Raw genomic sequence first — 23,460 nt, 5'->3', positions numbered from 1 at the left:
ATTGTAGCGGACGTGGACGACGGGTGCAACGTTCTTATAACGGTGGAACGGGACGCGAAATATGTCGCTCGAACGCATACGCCAGACGAATCAAGTCACGTTCGGCATAACTCGTCCCGGTGAACGATAGGCCGAACGGCGCCCCACTCGCTTTCAAGCGATATGGGATCGTGATGGTCGGATGCCCGGCTTTTGCCGCCATGTCATAGTTCAAATCGTGAGGCAAGACGAGCGCGTGCAACTGCTGTTCGTTTAATAGGCGGTCGAGTCCGTCCGTCTTGGCGTCACGCACGTCATCGAGCCTGCGCGTCAAATAGGCCGCCTCGATGAGACGTCCCGACAATCTTTCCGCTTTCTCGAACGTCTTTTGTCCGTGCGGGATCGTCTCAGGATGTCTGTTGTTCCAGTCCATCAAATCCGACAACGTCTCGTACGGGAGCGTCGTCGTGGCCAGGTACGCCTCGATCCCGAGTTTGAACTCGTGGTACAAAATATCGCCTTGGTCGAGTGTATCATGGGCGGGCAGTTCGACTTCGACAAGGTCGATGCCGCTCTGTTTCAACAGCTCGGTCGTCTCACGGTATAATGCTTGTTCTTCTGCTGATAAATCAGCTTTGACGATCCCGACACGCATCCCGACCGCTTGGCGCTCGTCGAGGCACGTCCGATACGGCGGGCCGGCCGGGAGGTTGAGTGTCGCCGGGTCCGCCGGGTCTTCCCCTACCATCGCCTCAAGTGCCCTTACCGCGTCTTCGAGCGTTCGTGCCATCGGTCCCGCCGTGTCTTGCGACCGCGAAATCGGGATGATGCCACTCCGACTGATGAGGCCGACGGTCGGTTTGATGCCGACGATGCCATTGTGCACGCTCGGATGGATGATGGAGCCGCTCGTCTCGCTACCGACAGCGAGCAGTGTCAGGTTCGCTGCGACCGCAGAGGCCGAACCTGAGCTCGAACCTCCGACATCGAGCTTATCCCCATATGGATTGAGCGTCTGCCCACCGACACCGCTCCAGCCGTTCGGCATGCCCTCGGTCAAAAAGTTGGCCCATTCGGACAAGTTCGCTTTCCCGAGGATGATGGCCCCGCTCGCTCGCAGGTTTTGGACGAGATGGGCGTCCCGGCCTGCGAAGTGATGTTCGAGGGCGACGGCCCCGGCCGTCGTCTTCATGAGTCCGGCTGTCTCGACATTGTCTTTGATCAAGACAGGAATGCCGAGTAGCGGCAAGCGTAGCCCGCGACGAAACGCCCGGTCAGCCGACTCGGCCTCGAACAACGCGTCCGGGTTCACTTGAATGACCGCCTTCAGTTTGTCATTGAACTGGGCGATCCGGGTCAAATAGTAGGCCGTCACGTCACGCGCCGTAATTGTTCCTTCTTTATATCCGCGATGGGCAGATTCGATATCGAGTTCCATAAAATCAAATGTGTCAGTCATATTGATTCCTCCTTTGGTCACTCGATGGTATTCGCTATCGACACATGATTTCCTGTTTTCGTTCGCCAACGAATGTGTAACTTGGTACACTGAAAGAAAAGGGAGGTTACTATGAACCGTTCGTACGTACTTGTCTTAATGTCCGTCTTTGCCTTGTTCTTCTTACAGTTATATGCCGGGGACGCCCCGTATACGCTACCGCTCTCCATCGTGCTCGTCATCCTGATTCTCGGTGCCACCTTGCTCCAACTACGGCGCAAGCCAAACCGTTGACTCCGCTTCAAATCTGATGGTATGATGCTGTCACCAACTACATATCGATATCTTGAGTGAACGAGAGACCTGGCTCTATGACTTCACAGCAACCTGCTACGGCAAGGTGCTACTACCAGCAAGGCGATTGCCTTGGCCGATATGACAGAGCGCTCATGTCGATGACATGGGCGCTTTTTTTGGGAATGAACATGAGGGGGGACTTATTAATGGAAAAAGCAACATTCGCAGGCGGCTGCTTTTGGTGCATGGTGACACCGTTCGAGGAACATCCCGGCATCGAGTCGATCGTATCAGGTTATACGGGAGGTCACGTCGACGATCCGACGTATGAACAAGTGAAGACAGGGACGACAGGACACTATGAGGTCGTCGAGATCACGTTCGACCCGACGCTGTTCGCTTACGAGCGACTGCTCGAACTGTATTGGATTCAGACCGATCCGACCGATGACGGCGGTCAATTCCAAGACCGAGGCAGTCAATATGCGCCGGCCATCTTCTATCATACGGAAGAACAACGCGTGCAGGCAGAACAGAGTCGCGATGCGCTCGCGGCGAGCGGACGTTTCCAACAGCCGATCGTCACGAAAATCTTACCGGCCGACACGTTCTATCCGGCCGAGGAGTACCATCAAGACTTCCATAAAAAAAATCCGGCCCACTATAAAGAGGACCGGAAAAAATCTGGGCGTGACGCATTCATTGAACAAGCCTGGTAAGCGAAAGACGGGTCGTCTGACCCGTCTTTTAGCTTTTAGCGATTCCGAGCATGAATCCAGCCACGACGATGAGGCCGATACCCATAAAGACGAAGACACGTTCTTTCGTCGTTTTCTCTTCTTTTAACAGATAGATCCCGCCGAGCGTAGCCACGACGACGTTCAATTGCGACAAGGCGAATGACGTCGCGATTCCGACTTCACCGCTCGACACGAACAGCCCGAAGTTCCCGATCCCCCAGGCGATCCCGGCCAAGATGTTTTTGAACGTCTTCGGATCGAACTTCTTCACGTCTTTCTCACGCAGGCTGAACAACAGCGCCGCGACGAACATCCCGACCGACTGTGGCAAGATGGCCGTGATCCCGTCGACCTCGAAATAGTTCGTCAGGACGGCGTACGTCACGTAACCGATACTCGACACGAGCAGAACGAGCAAGCCTTTCTTCAAGGCGCCGCTGCTGTCGCCGTCTTTGTTCTGCTGATACGACGTCAACGCAGCCCCAATCACGATGAGAACGAGCGCCGAAAATCCGAGCCATAGTTCGGTCGTCGTTTTCCAGTCTCCGAGGACGATGACACCGAACAACGATGTACCGAGAAGCTGCATGCCGGTGCTGATCGGCATCGCCTTCGAGACACTTAAAATTTGAAACGATTGGAACTGTAAATATTGTCCGAGTGCCCAAAACGCGCCGGAGATGAATCCGGTCACGATCGCGAGCGTCGTGAACCCGGGATTGAACACGAGTGCGATAATGACCGCCATCACCATCGCCCCGATTGTCGTCCCGATCAACTGTTGAATCGGCTTCCCACCGACCTTTGAGACGATGAGCGGGATACTCCCCCACATCAAGGCAGGTAAGAGTGCGAGTAAAATCATTTCCATACATGACACCTGCTTTCGTAATATAACATCATTTGTGATTTTCCCACGTTCAGTGCTGATTAAACTTTGTTCAAAAAAATTAAAAATAGCCATTGCCAAATGTTTTACTAGGATGATATAATAATTTTCGAACGGGGCATTAGCTCAGCTGGGAGAGCGCCACGCTGGCAGCGTGGAGGTCAGCGGTTCGAGCCCGCTATGCTCCATTATTGAAGTCACCACTTATTTGAGGGGTGACTTTTTTTGCGTCGCCGCTCGGTTTAACTCATCCGCTAGCGGGTAATGATTGTAAGACATCATTATTCTAAAGGGGGACTTATCATGGACCGAGCCTCTGTCGAAGAGACCATTTTAGCCGTCATCGACTGTATGCGGGCAAGCAATCATTGTTTCTCAAAATGCTTACAAGAAGAAGACTTGTTGATGGTCGCCGAGTGTATCCGGCTGACGAAAGAATGTTCGGAAGTGTGTGCACTCGCCTTGAACGCGCTCGAGACCGATTCGGCTTTCACCAAACCGATTGGTGCACTCTGCGCCCAGGTGTGTGACACGTGCGCCGTCGAATGTGGCCGCCACTTGCACGATCATTGCCAACGCTGTGCCGAAGCATGTCTCCGCTGTGCCGAAGCATGCCGCAACCTCGTGGCCGCATAATCGCTTTTTAGTCTAACGATATGTTAGACTTTTTTTATACTTGTTTTTACGAGAAAGGGATCAATTATGCCACATTCAATTCTTGCCATCGACGTCGAGACGGCGAACCGCGATAGTCGCAGCATCTGCTCTGTCGGCTGGAGCCTGCTCGTCGACGGTGAAATCATCGAAACGAACCAACTGCTCGTCAATCCGGAGGAAGACTTCGATGCCGGCAATATCCGGGTCCATGGCATCCGGCCGAGCGATGTCTGGGACGCCCCAGCGTTACCCGAGGTGCTCGAACAGCTCTATCCGACGCTGCGGGATGTCGACCTCGTCATGGCACACAACGCATCGTTCGATATGGGCGCGTTCAAGAAAGCGATCGCCAAATACGATTTATATACGTTTCCGACGATCGAGTACGGCTGTACCGTCAAGTTGTCGAGAAAACTGTATCCAGGTCTGCCGAATCACAAGCTGAACGCGATGGCGGAATATTTGAACGTCCCGTTCATGCATCACGATGCGGCTGAAGATGCTCGCGTCTGTGCCCTGCTCATGCGCGACATGATGCAGAAGACCGGGATCCATGATCCGCGTGAACTGCACCGGTACACATCGGTCAAGCTCGGAAAACTCGCTTATTGAACGATATGCATGCCAGACAGGCCAAGACACACGTCTTGGCCTGTTAGCGTTTAAAGATCCATTTTTTCTGGACATAATAACTGACGACGAACAAGAAGCTGTCGACGAACACTTTGATCCACACCTCACCGTCGCGGATGACATAGAACAGCGCATAGACGAGACCGGCCGACAGCGCCATCTGCAATCCGACGAGACCGAAGTATTTCGGCATCGCCCGCTTCGCCTTCGAATGGAACACAATTTTCCGATTGACGAAATAATTGAACAGCGATGACAGGATACGGGCCACGACCGTCGCAATCAAGACGTGCGTCGTCTCGAACCACGGATTCAACAAATAGACGAACAAGGCATAGAACCCGATGTCTAACAGAAATGATGCGACCGATGATAATGAATAGGCCAAAAACATGCGATAGATAAGAATCGAGTCGATCACCGGCCGGAAATGGGACGAGGCGTTTTCTGCCACATAGACGGTTTGAATTGGTGTCTGATGAATCGGGACTTGCAATCGTTTCGTGAACGTCAACATGTTCATCTCGAACTCATAACGGTTCCCCGGCACATCAAGCAATTGTTCCGCATACCGCAGCGGAATCGCCCGAAGGCCGGTCTGGGTGTCCTTCAGACGAAGACCGCTGCCGAGCAACATGACGCCGCGCGTCATCTGATTTCCGAATCGGCTCCGGAACGGAATGTGTGCGCCCGAGAAATCACGGCAACCCATGACCAGATGATGCGGCCGCTGAATACCCGCCTCATATACATGTCTTACATCTTCCGGCAGGTGTTGCCCATCCGCATCGACGGTGATGACGCCATGCGTGCCCGGGAACTGTTCGACGACGTGACGAAGCCCCGTCTTCAACGCCGCGCCCTTGCCTTGATTCCGTTCATGGACGAGGACGGTCGTCACCCACTTCCTGACCTCTTCAAACACCGGCCGGGACGTCTCGGCACTTCCATCGTTCACGACGATCACATGGACAAACCCTGTCTCTTTCAGCTCGCGGACAAGTGTGAGAAGCGCTTGATCCGGATTATAGGCCGGAATCACGACGACATACTCATCTAGACGTTCCACGGAATGCATTTGCATCGCCACCCCTCCTTCCCTCCTTCTATACCCAAGACGATGAAAAGTGATTCCTCGGTCCGCGGCAAATAAAAAACACGGTGCCTCGGAGGACACCGTGCCAGATTAACCGATGAAGATGAAGTAAGACGAAGCGAAGTAGACGAGTACGACGAGCACTGACGGCAAGACATAGCGGAACTTCGACGTCACGTCTTTACGAAGGAGCGTATACATGACCAACACCGACAAAATCGTGATGCCGATCGCCGTCACTAAGTGAGACGCAGCCACGTCGGCCAGAATCGAGCCGTCTCGGTAGAAGACATCCGACATCGCGATGATGAGCATGTTGAAGATGTTGCTTCCCAAAATCGAACCGAACGCCAAGTTGACGTTACGAAGTTTCAAGGCGACAAATACCGATACAGCCTCCGGGAGCGAGGTCGTCGCGGCAATCAAGAAGCTACCGACGAAGCTCGAACCGAGACCCGTGACGACGGCGATCTGATCGCCCAATACCGATAGTGCTGTCCCCGCCCCCATGATGACGAGTGCGGCGATGATGAAGCCGATGACCGCACGTTTGACCGTGATCGAACTCGTCGCACTCGCGCCGATTTCTTGTACGGCCTCATGTGCAGCTTCCCGCTCGACGGCAGGTTGTTGCGGGCGCTTGCCGATATAGTAAATCCCGATCCCGTACAATACCGCGATCAACAAGGCGTCAATCCCGATACCGAGAATCGTGAAATCGATGCGGACGATGAGGGCGATCATCGTGACGAGCGTCAACATGAGACCGAGACCGGCCGTATAGAGATGGTCTCGGCTCGCCTCATTGAACAAGCGTTTCTGACGATAGAACAGATCGAACATCGCCAAGATGAAGATGTTGAACAAGTTCGATCCGAGCATGTTCCCGATGGCGATATCCGGGTTATTGATCATGACGGCCGAGACGCTCGTCGTCACTTCCGGCAACGATGTGGCACCGGCTAGCAATACCGTCCCGACGAGCATCCCGCTCATCGTCGACTTCTCACTGATGACGTCAGCGTAAGTCGAGAGTTTCATGGCGGCATACACGGTGAGTGCTGCGGCCAAGATGAAGTAAATAAATACCATTTTCCTGTGTCTCCCCTTTTTTCAAAAAATCAAAAAAGACCTTTTTATGGACGCCGAAGAAGCATCCATAAAAAGGTCTCGCGGACTTGGATCAGAAGCTCGATGGACCGAGTGCGTTGCACCGTAGTGACGATCCATCGACCACATTCGTGGTCGCTACTCCCCTTCTTATGTTCACGATGAATATATCACGTTTAAGGTTACTTGACAATCATTTCACTCAAGCCACGTGACGATCTCGTCCGACTGCAATGCCATTCGATACGATAATTCATCGATTGCTTGGAGTGCCGGGAGCGACAAGCGTTCCCACAGTCCTGCTTCTTTCAATTGAGCCGACAAGGCGTCGAGCTCGGGTTGGTTGACCTCGGTCCCGTGACGATATCCTTCGCGCATCGTCTCGTTCAGCTCAAAAGCGGTCTGACAAAGCGTCGTCGTCTCTTGAAGCCACTCCTCTTCACGGAACCCATGTTTGATGACACCGAACAATTTCTCTAACTTCTCGGTCCGCCCTTCTTCGACTCCGTAAAACAACAAGTTCATTTCCGTCTCGAACGCTTCGATGAGCGTCGTCGTCTGCGCGAACGGCTTCAACGCATGGAGCAGTTCATGATAATACCAGGATTGGTCGCGGAGCGGCCGATTGAAACGGTCCCATACTTGTTTGCCGGCAGACTCGACGTCGAGACGAATCGAACGCAGATTATGTAGCTTGTCCGCGGCCAAGAGTGCGACTTCATCATACTGCATCGTCCGCACATGCTGAATCGTCATCCGTTTGCGTTCTTCCCACGACTGGTGTTTCCCCGGCTCGGACACAGCCTTGACTAGACGTGTCACTTCATATCCAAATCGTTCACTCAGTTCATCAGGTGTCGTCAACGTATCTTCGAGCAAGTCGTGGAGCAGACCCGCCACGACGACCGGGACGGGTTGCCGATCTTCGACGAGCAACATGGAGACGGCAACAGGATGGGTCAAGTAAGGAATATTCGTTCCTTTTCGAAACTGTCCGTCGTGACGGACGGCCGCGAAACGGAGTGCCTCCTCGATGATTTGATGCACGACGTTTCCTCCTTCGCTAGTTTCAATGTACTCCCCATCCTATACCCGTCACTAGGCCTTTACACGCATATCGGTTGTTAAAATATAGGGTAATGGTCCCAGTTTCTTGATTCAAGCTTCGTAAATCATCTTTTTCGTCATGCCCCCATCAACGATCAAATTATGCCCGTTGACGAAATCGTTTTTCTCGTCAATCAAATAAGAGACGGCGCGGACGATATCCTCCGGTGTCCCGACACGTCCTGACGGATGCTGCGCGTGATCGATATCACGAAGGGCATCATCCGAGGTATGGATCCATCCGGGACTGACCGCATTCACCGTGATTGGTCGTTCAGCCAAAGAGACCGCCATCGACTGGGTCAACGAAACGATCCCGCCTTTTGAGGCACCGTACGCTTCCCAATCAGCCTCGTTCTGAAGCGCGCGGGTCGAGGCCACGTTGATGATGCGGCCGAAATCAGCCCCTTCGTTCAACGTCAAGAAAGCTTTCGAGCAAGCGAACGTCCCGACGAGGTTGACATCGATTACGCGTTTGAACGTCTCGACGTCGAGTTCGGTTATCGGCTTGACGAGCGAGGATACGCCACCGTTATTGATAAGCACATGGGCGGTGCCGATTTCTTGATGAATAACTTTGAATACGCGGTTCACATCCTCATGATCTCCCAGATCCATCTGATGGAACGTCACTCCTTCAAGTTGTGGGTCTTGCCCGATATCGAGTCCGACAACACGATATGTCGTGCTAAAATGGCGGGCCAGTTCCCGCCCGATTCCTTGGCTGACACCGGTTATAATCATCGTCTGTTTCATTGTCACCCCTCCTGGACAGTAGAATACCCTGATTGCATGAAAATGAGTCCTATCAGTTCGACCAAAGTGTTTGGTCTGACGTCGTCACGACGGTCGCACCTGCCTCAAGGGCAGCCTCGATTTCTTCAGACGACGAGATCAAGCCGCCAGCGAAGACTGGAATATTTGTCGCTGCTTTCACGCACCGGATATATTTCGGGACGAGACCTGGTAATACCTCAATATAATCCGGTTGAGTGCGGTTGATGAGGCGATAACTCTTCTCGAGCGAACTCGAATCGATTAAAAATAGACGTTGCACCGTTTTAATTTGCTTTTGTTTCGCTTTTAAAATGACACTGCCTTTCGTCGAGATGATTCCATACGGTCGAAACGTCTGACACACATATTCGGCCGCATATTCATCCGCCTTCAGACCTTGAATCAAATCGAGATGGACGAACACTTGCTTGTCATGGGCCGCTAGTAACTGAAACACGGCATCAAGCCGGGCCACATGGACTTCAAGCAAGACGCCAACTTTGAATGACCCTTTCACAAATGTCTCGAGGTCTCTCATGTCTCGGAGAGCAGGCAAAATCGTTTGACCTTCAATCATTCCCACACAACCTTTCTCCATTCCAGTTTCTCTCATTATCTGTACAACGTCATCTGGAAATCAAGGTTTACCGATTCAATATAGCGGGAAAATAATTTTAACCTATGCGCAGAGAGGGAGTAGTGACATGGTGAATGAAGTAGATGTACGGATTGAGACACCGACACCGGAGGAGCATCAACGCCTTCGCGTCAAAGCAGGCATGCCGAAGCGTTCCGACTCAGGCACGGTAAAAGGGCTCGCTAACACGTTATACGGCGTTTGTTTATATAAAGACGACACGATGGTCGGGATGGGACGTGTCGTCGGGGACGGCGGCATGGTGTTTCATCTCGTCGATATCGTCGTCGATCCCGAGTGTCAAGGCCTTGGGCTTGGTAAATTGATCATGGAACGATTGATGGATTGGATTTTACAGGAAGCCGACGAGACGGCCATCATTAGTCTGATCGCTGACATTCCGGCAGACGGCCTGTATCGCCAGTTCGGATTTGACTATTCTCGTCCCGAATCGGTCGGGATGGAATATCAATGGAGTGAAAACTGATGGTGAAGCAATCCTTCCCTTTTTTAGGGGGGGACGTATGGACGTATTCAATGTAATCGTATTCCTCGGATTGGCACTCACCGTAATCTCGGTGCTCAGTTTGATCATCGAGCGGTTGTTCGTTCCTAGTATCCTCGCCTTCATTGCCGTCGGCGTTGCGGTCGGTTTCTTTCGGGATGGGAATGAGGTCTTCAAAATCGCCGGGGAGATCGGGATTATTCTCTTATTCTTTCTACTCGGTTTAAAGTTTCCGCTGAGCGAGCTCGTCAAGCGAATGAAACAAGTGTGGAAAGCAGGCGTCCTAGATGTCCTTCTCGCCTTCGGGGTCACGATTGGAATCGCTTTGTTGTTTGGTCTCGACTTCTCACAAGCATTTTTGATCGGTGCCGTCCTCTATGCGACGAGTTCGTCGATTTCGGCGAAACTTCTCGAGCGACATTCTGAGAAACATGAAGATGTGAAAGAGTTCGTACTGGCGCTCCTCATCTTCGAAGACATTTTCGCCCCGCTCATTTTGACCGTTGCCCCGTTCATCATCCAAGACGAACCGATCGCTTTCACGGACATCGGGAAAGTGTTCGCCGGATTTCTGATTTTTTGGAGTGCTCCTCTTCATCGGGTCTCGTTTCGTTTTGAACCGACAGCGGTTCGTCAAACATTTGTTGCGACAAGATGATGCGAGTATCGGTTTGATTGGATTGATTCTATTTTTTCGCCGGGATTGGCATGGTGTACGGCCTGTCCGAGATCCTCGGGGCATTCATCGCCGGAATCATCCTTGCGGGCATCCACGATGTGCGGCCGTTGAAACGATTGACGGTACCCGTTCGCGACTTGTTTTTGCCGATTTTCTTCATCTCGTTCGGGATCTCCATCAATCTCGATCAAGGGTCATCGTCAATGCCCTCTTCTTCGTCCTGATCGTTTGGGGTGTATTGTCGAAGTGGATCGTCGGACGCGTCGGGGGTCGCATGTATGGCTTGACGCGGGTGCAGGCGAACGAGGCCGGCTTCTCACTCGCCCCGCGTGGCGAGTTCTCGATTTTGTACACCGCCCTATCGAACGGAGCGATCAACTTATTTGTCGGTCTCTATATTTTCGTCTCGGCCATCGTCGGCATCGTCTTGTTCCGCTTCTCTGAGATTCTTGCTAACAAGACGGAGGAAAAACTTGAGAAAGTACTTCCCGATGAGACAAAAAATAAAGAAGATCAATGATAGAACACAAAAGGAGGACCTTCACGCGAAGGTCCTCCTTTGTTCGTCAAAATGATGATGCTTGTTTCGACTGTTTTTTCTTGCGTTTCTTGCGCCAGATGAAAAAGACAATCAGACCGACGGCTAATAATCCATAAATTGCGTACGAATACACATCTAAATATCGTAAAATCGATTCCCAATTCTCACCGACACGGATGCCGATATAAATGAGAATCGTGTTCCAAATGACCGTGCCGGCCGTACTGAGCAACAAGAACTTCAGAAACGGCATATTCGACATGCCTGCCGGTAACGAGATCAAGCTTCGGACGACGGGCATCAATCGTCCAAAGAACACCATCCAGCCCCCATATTTGTCGAACCAAGCATCCGCCCGTCGAACGTCCGCGATATCGAGTCGAATCCATTTCCCGTATTTCTTCGTCCACTTCTCAATCTGTTCGACATCAAGATAGAGACCGATGCCGTATAACAAAATGGCTCCTAAAATGGCACCGGCTGTCGCAGCGAAAATGACGAGCGGGACGTTCAAATCAGTCTTCACGGCAAAGAATCCACCGAACAAGAGCACGACCTCTGATGGAATCGGGGGGAACACATTTTCAATAAAGATCATGAACGCGATACCGAAATAACCGAACTGTTCAATGACCTGGATCATCCACTCTCTCATATCGTTCAACCTCCAATATCCCCTATTATACCCGTCACCTCACTTCAAAAACCATCCCGACGTGCTAAAATGAAGTACTTGAACGAAAGCGAGGAAACAATAATGACCGAACCGATACGTTGCCCTTGGTGCGGCACAGACCCCACGTACGTCCGTTATCATGACGAGGAATGGGGCAAACCCGTCCACGACGATCAGAAGCACTTTGAATGTTTGACCCTTGAGAGCGCCCAGGCGGGACTCAGTTGGATCACCATTTTACGAAAGCGCGACCATTACCGGGAAGCCTACGCCAACTTCGACGTCGAGACCGTTGCTGCGTTCGACGAGACGGATGTTGAACGGTTGCTGGTCAATCCCGGTATCGTCCGGAACCGCCGGAAAATCGAGGCGTCAATCAATAATGCCAAGCGCTTCATCGAGATTCAACTAGAGTTCGGCACGTTCGATGCCTACCTCTGGTCGTTCGTCGACAATACGGTGATCAATAACCAATGGGCGGCCAATGACGCCATCCCCGCCACGACCGAACTGTCTCATCAGATCAGCAAGGATTTGAAACGGCGCGGGTTCAAATTTTTAGGACCGACGACCGTCTATGCCCATCTGCAGGCGACGGGACTCGTCAATGACCACCTGACCTCTTGCTTCGCTAAATAATTTGATTATTTGGTCAATCCTTCAATAAAATCGTACACTTGATTCAGTTTTGTGACAAAATTTTGATATGGTGCATACCATAAACATTGAAGTCGTTTTCATTATGATTGAGGGGATGTTTTATGAACGGGATTTTAATATCCATCACCGTTTACATGGCGCTCATGGTACTACTCGGCGTCATCGCCTATCGGCGGACGGAGAGCATCGGCGACTATATGCTCGGAGGGCGCGGACTCGGTCCCGCCGTCGCGGCCTTGTCGGCAGGCGCTTCCGACATGAGTGGTTGGCTGTTGATGGGACTACCGGGTGCGATTTTCGCGACCGGGCTCTCGAGCGGATGGATCGTCATCGGGTTGACGATCGGCGCGTACTTGAACTGGTTGCTCGTCGCACCTCGCTTGCGGACGTACTCATATTTGTCCGAGGATGCCATCACGATTCCAGATTTTTTCGAGAAACGTTTTAAAGATTCACGCGGCACGTTGCGGACGTTCTCGGCGGCTGTGACACTCATCTTTTTCACCCTCTATGCCACGAGCGGATTCGTGGCCGGCGGCCGGTTATTCAATGCCGTCTTCGGAATTGAGTTCGGGACGGGCGTCTTGATTTTGGCTTCTATCATTATCATCTATACGTTCATCGGAGGATTTTGGCGGTCAGTTGGACGGATTTCGTTCAAGGGTTGATCATGTTGTTCGCCCTCACCCTCGTCCCGGCCATCGCCATCACGGCGACCGACGGCGTGAGCGCCGCCTTCCAGACGATTGGTGACATCGATGAGGCGCTGCTTGATACGCTGACCGGTCAGTCGCTCATCGGCATCGTCTCGCTATTCGCCTGGGGGCTCGGTTACTTCGGGCAACCGCACATCATCGTCCGTTTTATGGCCATCGAGAAGTTACAGGACATCAAGAAGGCCCGACGGATCGGCATCTCATGGATGCTGTTCACCGTCGTCGGCGCGATGGCGACCGGGCTGTTCGGACTCGCCTATTATACGCAGCGTGGACTTGAGATCGATAACCCAGAAAACATTTTTATTAATTTATCTGATTTATTATTCGTCGATCTCATCACCGGCGTCTTGCTTGCGGCGTTGCTCGCTGCCATCATGTCGACGATCTCCTCACAGCTCCTCGTCTCGTCGAGTGCTGCGACGACCGACTTCTATCAGAAGTTCTTCCGAAGAGACGCCGGCGACCGTGAGCTCGTCATGGTCGGCCGGATCACGGTCATCCTCGTGTCGCTCATCTCGATTTGGCTCGCGTTCGGGGCGGATGATACGATCTTGAACTTGGTCGGTTACGCCTGGGCCGGCTTCGGCTCGTCGTTCGGGCCACTCATCCTGTTCAGCCTGTTCTGGAAACGAACGACGCGACAAGGGGCGCTCGCCGGTATGCTCGTCGGGGCATTCATCGTCATCGTCTGGAAAAACTTTGCCGCCGATTGGTTCGGGACCGTCGGTGAGCTCTATGAGATGATTCCAGCGTTCTTCTTGTCGAGCCTCGCCATTTATGTCGTCAGTCTGATGACACCACCACCGAGCTCGACGATTACGAACGAGTTCGAGGAAATGGAACACATCTTGAAGACAGAACGGATTTAACGATCGAAGTGCCATGCTACTATAGCCTGGCACTTTTTCTTGTCGCCTAACAAGGAAATTGACAGTCAATTGCGAATGGTACATATAGATCAATTTGTATCATAAGAAAGGAAGTGACTCGTCCCTTGAAACGAGTAATCCCGTATAAACAAGCCATATTGACCTTGCCCCTCCTCTTTCTGTTCGGCTGTGCGACCGCTGACGTCGAGACGTCTACCCAGCAAACAGAGACCCCGGCACCTGTTCCTGAAGAGCCAGAATCAGTCGTGACGACGACGTCCGTCTATGCGATTGGCGATATCTTGTTGCACGACAGCGTATATAATGCCGCCAAGAGCGGGGACGTCTATGACTTCACTGCCACCTTCGAACCAATCGCCCCGATTTTGACCGAGGCCGATATTGCCATCGCCAACCAAGAGAGCATGATCGGTGGCAGTGAGATCGGCTTATCGAGCTACCCGGCTTTCAACAGTCCGTATGAGGTCGGTGATGCGCTCCAAGACGCTGGCATCGACTTGGTGACGACGGCGAATAACCATACGCTCGATCGAGGTGTCACGGCCATCGAGAATTCGATCGCCCACTGGAACGAGATCGGCATGCCGTACACTGGTTCATTCTTATCGGAGGCGGACAAGTCCGAGCTTCGGACGCTGACCGAGAATGATATCTCGTTCGCGTTTCTCGCCTACACGTACGGCACGAACGGGGTCGTTCCGAAACAACCGTACCATGTCAACTACATCGATCTCGAGGCAATGAAGCCTGAGATTGAAGCGGCCGAACAAGCAGCCGACCTCACCGTCGTCTCGCTCCATTTCGGGAATGAATATGAGATACTCCCGAATGAGGCACAACAGACACTCGTCCAAGAGCTGTCTGACCTCGGGGTCGATCTCATCATCGGCCATCATCCCCACGTGCTCCAACCGGTCGCTTGGGTGGACGGCGCTGAAGGCAACCGAACGTTCGTCGCCTACTCGCTCGGCAACTTCCTGTCCGGCCAACAAGGAGACGATCGTAATACGGGTGGCATCGTCGGCATCGATGTCGTCAAGACCGTCGAGGCGGATGAGACGACGTTCGAACTCGCCAATCCGATGTTCTATCCGACGTTCACCCGGCGCTCTAGTGCTGACGGACCGTTCGAGGTCGTGCCGTTAAAGACGGCAAAACCCGAGTTGTTCGATGCCACGAGCGAACATATGTCGCAATGGATGCCAGAACTCGAACTCGTTCAATGAAGGATCACTTTCACAAGTGATTCCTTTTTTTTGCCAAAAAAGGTTGCTTTACATGAAATCATCCGTTAGACTAAATCGTATATTTATAAATAAAGATGAATAATTATGTATAAGGGGTGTAAGGAAATGAAACAAAAACTCGTATTAGCTTATTCAGGTGGACTTGACACATCGGTCGCAATCAAATGGTTGGATGAACAGGGATATGACGTCATCGCCTGCTGTTTGAACGTGGGAGAAGGGAAAGACCTGGAGCGCATTCAACAGAAGGCACTCAAAGTCGGAGCCGTCAAATCGGTCGTCATCGATGCGGTCGATGAATTCGTCAACGATTTCGCCCGTTACTCGATGCAGGCACATACAATGTATGAAGGCGTCTATCCACTCGTCTCTGCCCTATCGCGGCCGCTCATCTCGAAGAAGCTAGTCGAGGTCGCGCAAGCCGAAGGCGCCATCGCCGTCGCTCACGGGTGCACGGGGAAAGGGAATGACCAAGTCCGGTTCGAGGTGTCGATTCATGCTCTCGACCCGTCGCTTGAAATCATCGCGCCGGTCCGGGAGTGGAAATGGTCACGGGAAGAAGAAATCGCCTATGCGGCCGAGCACGGTATCCCGATTCCGATCGTCCAAGAAGAGCCGTTCTCGATCGACCAAAACATTTGGGGCCGGGCCGTCGAATGCGGCATCCTTGAGGATCCATGGGCCGCTCCACCGGCGAGCGCTTATGAATTGACGGCACAGCTCGAAGACACTCCGAACGAACCGACGTATGTCGAAATCGAGTTCAAAGCCGGCGTACCAGTCGCCATCAATGGACAAGCAGCGACGTTCACAGCCATTCTCGAACAGTTGAATATCGTCGCCGGGGCACACGGCATCGGAAAAATCGACCATATCGAAAACCGGGTCGTCGGGATCAAATCACGGGAAGTGTACGAAGCACCGGGTGCGATGACGCTCATCACGGCACACCAAGCGCTCGAGGCGCTCACGCTCGTCCGGGAAGTCGCCCACTTCAAACCGATCGTCGAACAGAAATTGACGGAGACAATCTACAACGGTCTCTGGTACTCGCCACTGACGAAAGCGCTCCTCGCCTTCATCGATGAGACGCAACAAACCGTGACCGGTACGGTCCGGATGAAACTGTTCAAGGGGCAAGCCATCGTCGACGGACGGAAGTCTCCGATCTCGCTCTATGACGAACATCTCGCGACGTACACGTCGGCCGACACGTTCGACCAACAAGCTGCCGTCGGTTTCATCAAGTTATGGGGACTGCCGACGAAAGTGCAAGCGGAAGTGCTCGCAGAGAAAGGAACGATGGTGCATGAGTAAACTATGGGGCGGCCGGTTCGAACAGACGGCCAGTGAATGGGTCGACGAGTTCGGGGCCTCGATTCATTTCGACGCCCAGCTCGTGTTAGAAGATATTGAAGGGAGCATCGCCCACGTGACGATGCTTGGGGAGCAGCACATTTTGACGGCGGACGAAGTCGTGCAAATCGTCGCGGGGTTGAAGACGCTAGCCAAGAAGGCACAAGCGGACGAATTGACGTTCAACGTCTTCCATGAAGACATCCATATGAACCTCGAGGCCCTCTTGCATGAAGAAATCGGCCCGGTCGCTGGCAAGATGCACACGGCGCGGAGCCGGAACGACCAAGTAGCGACGGATATGCACCTGCATTTGAAACGCCGCGTCCTCGAGACGATTGACGGAATCGAGGCCGTGCAGACGGCGCTCTATGACCACGCCGCTCAAAACGTCGAGTCGATCATGCCGGGTTATACACACTTGCAACGGGCCCAGCCGGTCTCGCTCGCCCACCACTTGCTCGCGTACTTCTGGATGCTCGAGCGCGACAAGGAGCGCTTCAGTGACAGCTTGAAACGGATTGACATGAGCCCGCTCGGAGCGGGTGCCCTGGCTGGGACGACATTCCCGATCGATCGTCATCGCTCGGCCGAGTTGCTCGGTTTCGCCCAAGTCTATCCGAACAGTCTGGACGCCGTCAGCGACCGTGACTTCATCTTAGAGTTCTTGTCGAATGCGTCGCTGCTCATGATGCACTTGTCACGGTTCTGCGAGGAGTTGATCCTTTGGAGCAGCGAAGAGTATCGGTTCATCACGATCTCTGACGTGTTCTCTACGGGATCGAGCATGATGCCTCAGAAGAAGAACCCGGACATGGCCGAACTCGTCCGCGGAAAGTCAGGTCGCGTCGTCGGCAATCTGATGGGACTTTTGACGATTATGAAAGGACTCCCACTCGCCTATAACAAGGACCTGCAAGAAGATAAGGAAGGCATGTTCGACACCGTCAAGACGGTTCAGGGCAGTCTCAGCATCATGGCCGGTATGATTCAAGACATGACGTTCCACACGGAAACGATGAAGCAAGCGACCGAACGCGATTTCTCGAACGCGACCGAACTCGCCGATTATTTGACGGCAAAAGGGATGCCGTTCCGTGAGGCCCATGAAGTGACGGGCACGCTCGTCCGGTATTGTATCGACCAGCGTCTGTATTTATCAGAATTACCGATCGAGACGTACCAAGCCCACTCTAAATTGATTGAAGCGGATGTGTACGAGGCACTCTCGCCGGTGACGGCCGTCAAACGCCGCAACAGTTACGGCGGGACGGGCTTTGACTCAGTTCGGATTCAACTGACAGAAGCGAAAGAGAACCTACCGACACATGCGTAAACGATAAGGACCTGGTCAATTTGCGACCAGGTCCTCATTTTTCTGCTTGTCAGACGAAAAAAATGATGTTAACCTAAATTAGTCAACGTTAACAGAAAAGGGGTTTACATATTGAAAATTCATGATTTGACACAAGTTGCCATCGGCGCCGCCTTGCTTGCGAGCATCGGCTCCATCGCCATCCCGATCGGCCCCGTTCCGATCACCCTTCAAATGCTCGGCATCATGACGGTCGCTTCCGTGCTCGGCGCCAAAAAAGGCGGTCTTGCCGTCGTCGTCTACTTATTGCTCGGCTTGATCGGTCTACCCGTCTTAAGTGGTTCGGGCGGGCTCGCCCCGTTTGTCGGTCCGACGGTCGGTTATTTGATCGCCTTCCCGATCGCTGCCTTTTTGATCGGTTGGTTATCGGAACGGCATCGTACGTTCCCCGCTCTCGTCGCTTATAACATCCTAATCGGACTCGGCTTCGTCTATGTAGTCGGCAGTCTCGGTCTCCAAGCCGTGTTCGGATTGACGTTCATCGATGCACTCAAAGTGAATATCCCGTTCATCCTTGGTGACTTGATTAAAGCAGTGTTAGCTGCAGCCATCGCCTACAAAGTCTCAACAAACCCGCAAATGCGCAGAACCCTCGCCTCGTGAAGGTTCAAACGTTTCATCGGAAAGAAGAGGTGGAACGTATATAGTATGGAAGGGGGTGTCCTGATGAGCGATTCAACGTTTAAAAAGCGCTTGATGAAAGCGACCCATATCCATCGCTCCCCGAAAGGACAGCGTCGCGGGAAAGACGAGCCTCAACGTGAAAAACTCGACACCGAGGCGTTCGAACGACGGTTGCGTGAAGCGAAGAGCAAAGTCGGAGAGATTCAAGAGAACATTGACCATATCGCCAGACGTTAACGAGGCTGGGACATAACTAGCCGGTTTTAGAGCTTTTCAATAAAAAGAGGGGTCCGGTCACCGATTTTCGGTGGCCGGACCCCTTCTTTGCACTTCCCCCGATGCCATTGGCGATGAACTTCCGTAGGTTCACCGCCATGAGGGCGAAGCCGAGCTCGCGTTTCACGCGCTGTTTTCCTCTGACGGAGAAGCGGGTGAAACCCAAATTGGCCTTCAGATATCCAAAAACTGGTTCCACGTCCGTCTTGCGGCGGGCGTAGAGGGCACCGGTTTTCTCATCCGAAAGCAGCGTTCTCGTCATATGCTTTTGTTCTTCCCAGGCCCCGTTCACGCTGACCTGGCGGTGTCTCCCCGGTTCGGCCTTCGTGCACAGCTCCCGGAACGGGCAGCCGTCGCAGCTCTCGCACTCGTACACACGGAAGTCGCGGGTGAAGCCGTTCCGGTCGGTCCTGTGGGACTCATGGCTGAACGGGAGCCGTCTCCCGTCCGGGCACGTGAACGTGTCGGTCTCGTCATCGTACGCCCAGTTCGCGATGTTGAACGGGTCCTCGCGCCATTTCTTCTTCTGTTCCTTCCGGTACATCGTATGCGGGATCAAGGGCAGGCGCCCCCGGCGCTCGAGTATGTCCGTGTAGTTCTGCTGGCTCCCGTATCCCGCGTCGGCGACGATGTGGGCGGGCAGGTCGAAGAACGTTTCGATTTCATCGAGGAACGGGATCAACGTCTTCATGTCGGTCGGGTTCGGATAGACGTCATAGGCGAGCGTGTACTGACCTTCGGTTGCGATCTGGACGTTGTAGCCCGGCTTGAGTTGGCCGTTCTTCATGTGATCCTCTTTCATCCGCATGAACGTCGCGTCCCTGTCGGTCTTCGAGTAACTGTTCCGTGTACCGAAGGTGGCCATGTGCCCCTCGTATCGGCGTTTCCGGGTGGCGAAGTCGGCGGCCTGTTTGTGGAGACGACGGGGCACCTTCCGTTCCGCACGCAATCGTTTCCGTTCGGCGACGTCGGTGGTCGAGGCGATCTCCTCGTCGATGGCCTCGATCTTTTCTTCAAGTCGCGCGGCGACCTGTTCGAGTTCTTGGACCGAGAGCGCGTCCGGGCTCTCCCGTTCGATCTCGGGGATGACCTGGTCGGCCATCAGTTCGTCGTACAGTTGGTTCGACTTCTCGACGAGCGCGGCGCTGTATCGCTCGACCGCCCTCCGCCAGACGAACGTATAACGGTTGGCGTTCGCCTCGATCTTCGTGCCGTCGATGAAGATCGCCTCCTCGTCGATCTCGCCGGTCTCGACGAGATGGCATCTGAAGGCGACGAACGCGGCCTTCAGGATCGGGGCGACAGCCGGGTGAACACGGAAGCGGTTGATCGTCCGATAACTCGGCTCGTGGCCCTGGGCGAGCCACATCATCCGAAGACTGTCCTTGAGTAGGCCTTCGATCTTTCGGCCCGAGAATGCGGACTGCGTGTAGGCGCAGAGGACGATCTTCATCATCATGCGCGGATGATAGGCCGGGCAGCCCGTCGTTCGCCAGAACGGCTCGAAGGCCTCGTCGGGGATCTGTTCGACAAGGTCGTGGACAGCGAAGGCGATATCGTTTTCCTGGAGACGGACTTCTAAATCTAGGGGCAAAACCAATTGGTTCATGGTATACTCTTTGTACATAGGGGCACCTCCAAAGTTATGGTTTGGTCACTTTAACTTTATCAGAGGTCGCCCCTATCTGTTTAGTCCGAAATGCGTGCACGAACCCATAAAAATGACAAGAGGCCACCTGGAGCGAACAAGTCGCTCCAGGTGGCCTCTTTGTTATAAATCTACTGAGTTATGTCCCAGCCTCTTTTTGATGCGCTTCAGCACACGTTATACCGATGGTGATGTTTATATGTAGGATATATCATGCTCCGACTATCCCTATAAGTAAGACCCTCGTCATGTAGACGAGGGTCGATCATCACTTCGAACGCGGCCGGATAAACAGCGCGACAATGAACGAGAGCGCGAGGACGACGAGTAGTCCGAGCGAGATGTCGTTGAAGCCGAGCAAGTTGAGTCCGACGCTGATGGCGACAGCGACATAGAAGCCACCGAGCGCCTTTTTGACGAGTTGCGAACTGAACCGTTGCAACTGCTTCGCCCCGATCGGTGAGCCAATCATCGCCCCGGCGATGAGCGCGAGACCATGCCAATAGTTGGCATCGGCCCCGGCGACGGCATAGTTGATAACGCCCGAGACGACGATAAGGAACGCCGCGGCGATACTCGTCCCGACGGCTCGTTTCATCTCGGTATTGAGCAGTTTGACTTGAAGCGGTGTCAATACGAATCCGCCGCTGACACCCATGAGTGACGAGATGAACCCGCCGAACAACCCGATAAAACCGAGGCGTGGGACCGACTCCGAGCCGACACTTCCTTCTTCATATTGCTTCGACCGGAAGAACGAGACGGCAAAGTACGTCAGTAGCGCGATGTAGGCGAGCGAGATGACCGGCTTCGCACCGTCGAGCGTCTCAAGGTAGAACACGAGCGGCGTCGCCACCCACGTCCCGACGACACCGAAGGCGCCAATCATGAGGGCATGTTTCGGATTGACGTTCTTTAATTTAAGATGAGAGATCGTACCGGCCGTGGTCGACCCGAGCGTGAGCATCAGACTGAGCGCGATGGCCGCACTCGCCTCGTATCCGAAGACGAGCAGCAGCGGCGTGAGTAAGATTCCGCCCCCGATGCCGAAGAATCCGCTCAAAATCCCGATGAGCGTTCCGAGCAGTAGAAACGATAGTAATGCTGTGACATCCATGAACAAACCTTCTTTCTTTCCTTTTCATAACTAATCATAACAAAAAAGGAGCGCTTTATGGCGCCCCTCGTTTATAATACCTTCTCTAAAAATCCGAATACTTTTTGACGATACTCGGTTTGGAACGAGCGATGCGACTGCACGTGCCCATCATTCTCGGTCACCCACAGTTCGACTTCCTCCCCGGCCTCGGCCAATTGTTCACTCTCGCTCACAGGGATGGCATCATCGCCCTCACTATGAATCAACAACACCGGCGCCTCGATTTGAGCGATATCGTCAATCGGCTTGACCACATCGGCATCGAGACCCGTGAACCACGGCGTCACCGTCATAATGACCGGTGTGAACGGAAAGTTCGGTAAATCACTCCATACAGGCAAGTTTGTCTCGAGGTAGCCCCGGAGGTCACTGAACGGACTATCGGCAATCACAGCGGCCACGTCGGTCTCATCAGCCGCAGACAACGCCGTCGCCGCGCCCATCGACACCCCGTATAAGACGATTGGACCGTCCGAGCGTTCTTTCGCATAGGCGATTGCGGAAGCGAGATCCGCTTGTTCTTTCGCCCCGACCGTCACACGGTCACCTTCCGAGATGCCTGACCCACGAAAATCGAACGTCAAGAACTGATATCCTTGTTCATGAAACTCCGGAATCAATTCTTTGAGCGGCAAATCGGACTGCTCGCGGTTCTTCCCATAACCATGTGCGAACACGATCGTTGCGCGCGGTGTCGGGTGCGGGATCCACCACCCGTACAAATCGTGACCATCCTCGGCTTCGATGGTCACATTCTCGTATTTGACACCTAACGTCTTCGGCGTATACGTCAACGTCTCACGTTCGGGCGACGTCAACTGATCGCCGATGTGGGCCGAGATGCCCACGACGGCGAGAAACACGATGAGAAGCAACACACCGGTCGCCACCCCTATATATTTAACCCAACGATTCATCGCACTGCCCCTCTCCATTGTCCACTTGCTTTCAGTTGACTCATCGGAGCCAACTCCGTAAAGCGATTAACGCATGTTGTACCGGTTCCCATGTCTCAGACGGAATGACGTAACACGTCGCCTCCGCAATGTGAAACGTCGTCACATCGGCACGTCGAACGATATTTTCACCGATTGGACCGAACGGGTCACTGTTGACATCCGTATGGTCGAATGTCTTCCACACCCGCGCCCCGTCCTCATAAAGCGCGCACCCAAACGACTTCACCGGTCCGTCAATTCCATACTCGGCATAATGCCATAACGTCGTCGCATCGAGGGGTGAACCGAGATGTAGGATTTTTGCATTACGCTCGATCATGCGTTCGATTGGCGAACCCGGCCCAAAACCGACTTCAAGTGTATGTCCTGCCACGATCTCCTCGGCACCATTCCCCCACGCAGCGACCGACCACATCGGATGATCGCTCCGAAACACGTTCGGATACGTACGGAACAGTTCCGGGACACGGCCCATGCCTCGAGTCGGTGTCTTTTCCTGGTCATACGCCGGCATTTCCTCCCGGATCGTTGGCCACCACTCGACTGGGACGGGTGGGGCTTCCCATTCAGCCGGGTCTGAATTATCACTGCTCTGGGTCGCCATCATGATCAGCCCGTCCGGACCGACCGTATCTTGGAGCGCCTCGATGACGGTCTGAGCCCCGCCACATACCCATCCGAGCTTTGATAAGGACGTGTGGACGAATAGGATGTCCCCCGGCTTGACGCCGGCATCCTGTAAGTGGGCAACTAAACTTGTTTTCGTTTCGATATGTTTCATCGGAT

Annotated in this window: 26 protein-coding genes, 1 tRNA gene, 1 pseudogene and 1 riboswitch; of the genes and pseudogenes, 16 read left to right on the top strand and 12 right to left on the bottom strand. The window is 53.5% G+C overall.

Going from position 1 to position 23,460, the window contains the following annotated elements; all coding sequences use genetic code 11:
- Positions 1-34: 34 nt before the first annotated feature.
- Positions 35-1,438 (bottom strand): amidase family protein, encoded by a 1,404-nt coding sequence (locus FED52_RS06720; protein ID WP_167491783.1) that lies wholly within the window; start codon positions 1,436-1,438, stop codon positions 35-37.
- Between the two features lie 111 nt (positions 1,439-1,549).
- Here FED52_RS06720 and FED52_RS13870 point away from each other — a divergent pair, with 111 nt between their 5' ends.
- On the top strand, positions 1,550-1,711 hold the full coding sequence (locus tag FED52_RS13870) for a hypothetical protein (protein WP_167491782.1): 162 nt from the start codon (positions 1,550-1,552) through the stop codon (positions 1,709-1,711).
- 44 nt (positions 1,712-1,755) lie between these two features.
- Positions 1,756-1,856: riboswitch (SAM riboswitch) on the top strand.
- 64 nt (positions 1,857-1,920) lie between these two features.
- The gene (gene msrA / locus FED52_RS06715; RefSeq protein WP_138859369.1) at positions 1,921-2,433 is read left to right on the top strand and encodes a peptide-methionine (S)-S-oxide reductase MsrA; all 513 of its coding nucleotides are present in this window, start codon (positions 1,921-1,923) and stop codon (positions 2,431-2,433) included.
- Between the two features lie 28 nt (positions 2,434-2,461).
- Here the strand turns inward: msrA and FED52_RS06710 are convergent, their stop codons facing one another.
- Positions 2,462-3,325: a GRP family sugar transporter gene (locus tag FED52_RS06710; RefSeq protein WP_034777713.1), complete on the bottom strand. Its 864-nt coding sequence runs from the start codon at positions 3,323-3,325 to the stop codon at positions 2,462-2,464.
- 133 nt (positions 3,326-3,458) lie between these two features.
- On the opposite strand from FED52_RS06710, the gene FED52_RS06705 reads away from it, so the two are divergent.
- The 3 genes from FED52_RS06705 to FED52_RS06695 all read left to right on the top strand — a co-directional run bounded on the left by FED52_RS06705 (position 3,459) and on the right by FED52_RS06695 (position 4,612).
- Positions 3,459-3,531, top strand: a tRNA-Ala gene (locus tag FED52_RS06705).
- Positions 3,532-3,646: 115 nt separating this feature from the next.
- A complete protein-coding gene (locus FED52_RS06700) occupies positions 3,647-3,979 on the top strand; it encodes a four-helix bundle copper-binding protein (protein WP_034777716.1) in 333 nt (110 codons plus the stop codon).
- Between the two features lie 66 nt (positions 3,980-4,045).
- Entirely contained in the window at positions 4,046-4,612 is a 567-nt protein-coding gene (locus FED52_RS06695; protein ID WP_138859368.1) for a 3'-5' exonuclease, read from the top strand.
- Between the two features lie 43 nt (positions 4,613-4,655).
- Here FED52_RS06695 and FED52_RS06690 read toward each other — a convergent pair whose 3' ends face one another.
- From FED52_RS06690 to FED52_RS06670, 5 genes are all read right to left on the bottom strand, one after another.
- Positions 4,656-5,717 (bottom strand): bifunctional glycosyltransferase family 2/GtrA family protein, encoded by a 1,062-nt coding sequence (locus FED52_RS06690; protein WP_138859367.1) that lies wholly within the window; start codon positions 5,715-5,717, stop codon positions 4,656-4,658.
- Between the two features lie 102 nt (positions 5,718-5,819).
- On the bottom strand, positions 5,820-6,821 hold the full coding sequence (locus FED52_RS06685) for a sodium:calcium antiporter (protein ID WP_138859366.1): 1,002 nt from the start codon (positions 6,819-6,821) through the stop codon (positions 5,820-5,822).
- 216 nt (positions 6,822-7,037) lie between these two features.
- Positions 7,038-7,886, bottom strand: coding sequence for an HD domain-containing protein (locus FED52_RS06680; RefSeq protein ID WP_240731324.1), 849 nt, complete (start codon positions 7,884-7,886; stop codon positions 7,038-7,040).
- A gap of 111 nt (positions 7,887-7,997) precedes the next feature.
- Complete coding sequence (locus tag FED52_RS06675; protein WP_138859364.1) at positions 7,998-8,702, bottom strand: SDR family NAD(P)-dependent oxidoreductase; 705 nt, start codon at positions 8,700-8,702, stop codon at positions 7,998-8,000.
- 52 nt (positions 8,703-8,754) lie between these two features.
- Positions 8,755-9,300, bottom strand: coding sequence for a glycerol-3-phosphate responsive antiterminator (locus tag FED52_RS06670; RefSeq protein WP_138860298.1), 546 nt, complete (start codon positions 9,298-9,300; stop codon positions 8,755-8,757).
- A gap of 127 nt (positions 9,301-9,427) precedes the next feature.
- On the opposite strand from FED52_RS06670, the gene FED52_RS06665 reads away from it, so the two are divergent.
- The 4 genes from FED52_RS06665 to FED52_RS13980 are packed head-to-tail and all read left to right on the top strand — an operon-like array spanning position 9,428 to position 11,064.
- Entirely contained in the window at positions 9,428-9,847 is a 420-nt protein-coding gene (locus tag FED52_RS06665; protein ID WP_034777729.1) for a GNAT family N-acetyltransferase, read from the top strand.
- A gap of 37 nt (positions 9,848-9,884) precedes the next feature.
- Positions 9,885-10,523: a cation:proton antiporter domain-containing protein gene (locus FED52_RS06660; RefSeq protein WP_251129153.1), complete on the top strand. Its 639-nt coding sequence runs from the start codon at positions 9,885-9,887 to the stop codon at positions 10,521-10,523.
- Positions 10,524-10,573: 50 nt separating this feature from the next.
- On the top strand, positions 10,574-10,768 hold the full coding sequence (locus FED52_RS14015) for a cation:proton antiporter domain-containing protein (protein WP_251129152.1): 195 nt from the start codon (positions 10,574-10,576) through the stop codon (positions 10,766-10,768).
- Between the two features lie 14 nt (positions 10,769-10,782).
- Complete coding sequence (locus tag FED52_RS13980; protein WP_240731323.1) at positions 10,783-11,064, top strand: hypothetical protein; 282 nt, start codon at positions 10,783-10,785, stop codon at positions 11,062-11,064.
- A gap of 46 nt (positions 11,065-11,110) precedes the next feature.
- Here the strand turns inward: FED52_RS13980 and FED52_RS06655 are convergent, their stop codons facing one another.
- On the bottom strand, positions 11,111-11,740 hold the full coding sequence (locus tag FED52_RS06655) for a DedA family protein (protein ID WP_138859363.1): 630 nt from the start codon (positions 11,738-11,740) through the stop codon (positions 11,111-11,113).
- Positions 11,741-11,842: 102 nt separating this feature from the next.
- On the opposite strand from FED52_RS06655, the gene FED52_RS06650 reads away from it, so the two are divergent.
- The 7 genes and pseudogenes from FED52_RS06650 to FED52_RS06620 all read left to right on the top strand — a co-directional run bounded on the left by FED52_RS06650 (position 11,843) and on the right by FED52_RS06620 (position 18,869).
- Positions 11,843-12,400 carry a DNA-3-methyladenine glycosylase I gene (locus FED52_RS06650; RefSeq protein ID WP_138859362.1) on the top strand — a complete coding sequence of 186 codons (558 nt, stop codon included), beginning with the start codon at positions 11,843-11,845 and terminating at the stop codon, positions 12,398-12,400.
- Between the two features lie 122 nt (positions 12,401-12,522).
- A pseudogene (gene putP, locus FED52_RS06645) lies at positions 12,523-14,009 on the top strand (sodium/proline symporter PutP).
- Between the two features lie 125 nt (positions 14,010-14,134).
- Positions 14,135-15,256, top strand: a complete 1,122-nt coding sequence (locus FED52_RS06640) for a CapA family protein (RefSeq protein WP_240731322.1) — start codon at positions 14,135-14,137, stop codon at positions 15,254-15,256.
- A gap of 126 nt (positions 15,257-15,382) precedes the next feature.
- Positions 15,383-16,594 carry an argininosuccinate synthase gene (locus FED52_RS06635; RefSeq protein ID WP_138859360.1) on the top strand — a complete coding sequence of 404 codons (1,212 nt, stop codon included), beginning with the start codon at positions 15,383-15,385 and terminating at the stop codon, positions 16,592-16,594.
- Positions 16,587-17,969, top strand: coding sequence for an argininosuccinate lyase (gene argH, locus FED52_RS06630; RefSeq protein WP_138859359.1), 1,383 nt, complete (start codon positions 16,587-16,589; stop codon positions 17,967-17,969). Before FED52_RS06635 ends, argH begins: the two co-directional genes overlap by 8 nt.
- Before the next feature lie 111 nt (positions 17,970-18,080).
- Positions 18,081-18,611 (top strand): biotin transporter BioY, encoded by a 531-nt coding sequence (locus tag FED52_RS06625; protein ID WP_138859358.1) that lies wholly within the window; start codon positions 18,081-18,083, stop codon positions 18,609-18,611.
- Between the two features lie 63 nt (positions 18,612-18,674).
- A complete protein-coding gene (locus FED52_RS06620) occupies positions 18,675-18,869 on the top strand; it encodes a hypothetical protein (protein ID WP_138859357.1) in 195 nt (64 codons plus the stop codon).
- A 16-nt stretch (positions 18,870-18,885) separates the two neighbouring features.
- On the opposite strand, the gene FED52_RS06615 is transcribed toward FED52_RS06620, so the two are convergent.
- The 4 genes from FED52_RS06615 to FED52_RS06600 all read right to left on the bottom strand — a co-directional run bounded on the left by FED52_RS06615 (position 18,886) and on the right by FED52_RS06600 (position 23,455).
- On the bottom strand, positions 18,886-20,535 hold the full coding sequence (locus FED52_RS06615) for an IS1182 family transposase (protein WP_138859239.1): 1,650 nt from the start codon (positions 20,533-20,535) through the stop codon (positions 18,886-18,888).
- A gap of 289 nt (positions 20,536-20,824) precedes the next feature.
- A complete protein-coding gene (locus tag FED52_RS06610) occupies positions 20,825-21,673 on the bottom strand; it encodes a sulfite exporter TauE/SafE family protein (protein WP_138859356.1) in 849 nt (282 codons plus the stop codon).
- Between the two features lie 71 nt (positions 21,674-21,744).
- Positions 21,745-22,632, bottom strand: a complete 888-nt coding sequence (locus FED52_RS06605; protein WP_138859355.1) for an alpha/beta hydrolase — start codon at positions 22,630-22,632, stop codon at positions 21,745-21,747.
- Positions 22,633-22,672: 40 nt separating this feature from the next.
- Positions 22,673-23,455, bottom strand: coding sequence for an AAC(3) family N-acetyltransferase (locus FED52_RS06600; protein ID WP_138859354.1), 783 nt, complete (start codon positions 23,453-23,455; stop codon positions 22,673-22,675).
- Between the last annotated feature and the right edge of the window lie 5 nt (positions 23,456-23,460).

The organism is Exiguobacterium mexicanum, assembly GCF_005960665.1.
Taxonomy (GTDB): Bacteria; Bacillota; Bacilli; order Exiguobacteriales; family Exiguobacteriaceae; genus Exiguobacterium; species Exiguobacterium mexicanum_A.
This window is presented reverse-complemented; position numbering and strand designations above follow the sequence as displayed.

Bases quoted from the DNA above. Each gene is read 5' to 3' on its own strand.
- FED52_RS06720 (WP_167491783.1), bottom strand. From the start codon at position 1,438: ATGACTGACACATTTGATTTTATGGAACTCGATATCGAATCTGCCCAT.
- FED52_RS13870 (WP_167491782.1), top strand. From the start codon at position 1,550: ATGAACCGTTCGTACGTACTTGTCTTAATGTCCGTCTTTGCCTTGTTC.
- msrA (WP_138859369.1), top strand. From the start codon at position 1,921: ATGGAAAAAGCAACATTCGCAGGCGGCTGCTTTTGGTGCATGGTGACA.
- FED52_RS06710 (WP_034777713.1), bottom strand. From the start codon at position 3,325: ATGGAAATGATTTTACTCGCACTCTTACCTGCCTTGATGTGGGGGAGT.
- FED52_RS06700 (WP_034777716.1), top strand. From the start codon at position 3,647: ATGGACCGAGCCTCTGTCGAAGAGACCATTTTAGCCGTCATCGACTGT.
- FED52_RS06695 (WP_138859368.1), top strand. From the start codon at position 4,046: ATGCCACATTCAATTCTTGCCATCGACGTCGAGACGGCGAACCGCGAT.
- FED52_RS06690 (WP_138859367.1), bottom strand. From the start codon at position 5,717: ATGCAAATGCATTCCGTGGAACGTCTAGATGAGTATGTCGTCGTGATT.
- FED52_RS06685 (WP_138859366.1), bottom strand. From the start codon at position 6,821: ATGGTATTTATTTACTTCATCTTGGCCGCAGCACTCACCGTGTATGCC.
- FED52_RS06675 (WP_138859364.1), bottom strand. From the start codon at position 8,702: ATGAAACAGACGATGATTATAACCGGTGTCAGCCAAGGAATCGGGCGG.
- FED52_RS06670 (WP_138860298.1), bottom strand. From the start codon at position 9,300: ATGATTGAAGGTCAAACGATTTTGCCTGCTCTCCGAGACATGAGAGAC.
- FED52_RS06665 (WP_034777729.1), top strand. From the start codon at position 9,428: ATGGTGAATGAAGTAGATGTACGGATTGAGACACCGACACCGGAGGAG.
- FED52_RS06660 (WP_251129153.1), top strand. From the start codon at position 9,885: ATGGACGTATTCAATGTAATCGTATTCCTCGGATTGGCACTCACCGTA.
- FED52_RS14015 (WP_251129152.1), top strand. From the start codon at position 10,574: ATGGTGTACGGCCTGTCCGAGATCCTCGGGGCATTCATCGCCGGAATC.
- FED52_RS06655 (WP_138859363.1), bottom strand. From the start codon at position 11,740: ATGAGAGAGTGGATGATCCAGGTCATTGAACAGTTCGGTTATTTCGGT.
- FED52_RS06650 (WP_138859362.1), top strand. From the start codon at position 11,843: ATGACCGAACCGATACGTTGCCCTTGGTGCGGCACAGACCCCACGTAC.
- FED52_RS06635 (WP_138859360.1), top strand. From the start codon at position 15,383: ATGAAACAAAAACTCGTATTAGCTTATTCAGGTGGACTTGACACATCG.
- argH (WP_138859359.1), top strand. From the start codon at position 16,587: ATGAGTAAACTATGGGGCGGCCGGTTCGAACAGACGGCCAGTGAATGG.
- FED52_RS06620 (WP_138859357.1), top strand. From the start codon at position 18,675: ATGAGCGATTCAACGTTTAAAAAGCGCTTGATGAAAGCGACCCATATC.
- FED52_RS06615 (WP_138859239.1), bottom strand. From the start codon at position 20,535: ATGTACAAAGAGTATACCATGAACCAATTGGTTTTGCCCCTAGATTTA.
- FED52_RS06610 (WP_138859356.1), bottom strand. From the start codon at position 21,673: ATGGATGTCACAGCATTACTATCGTTTCTACTGCTCGGAACGCTCATC.
- FED52_RS06605 (WP_138859355.1), bottom strand. From the start codon at position 22,632: ATGAATCGTTGGGTTAAATATATAGGGGTGGCGACCGGTGTGTTGCTT.
- FED52_RS06600 (WP_138859354.1), bottom strand. From the start codon at position 23,455: ATGAAACATATCGAAACGAAAACAAGTTTAGTTGCCCACTTACAGGAT.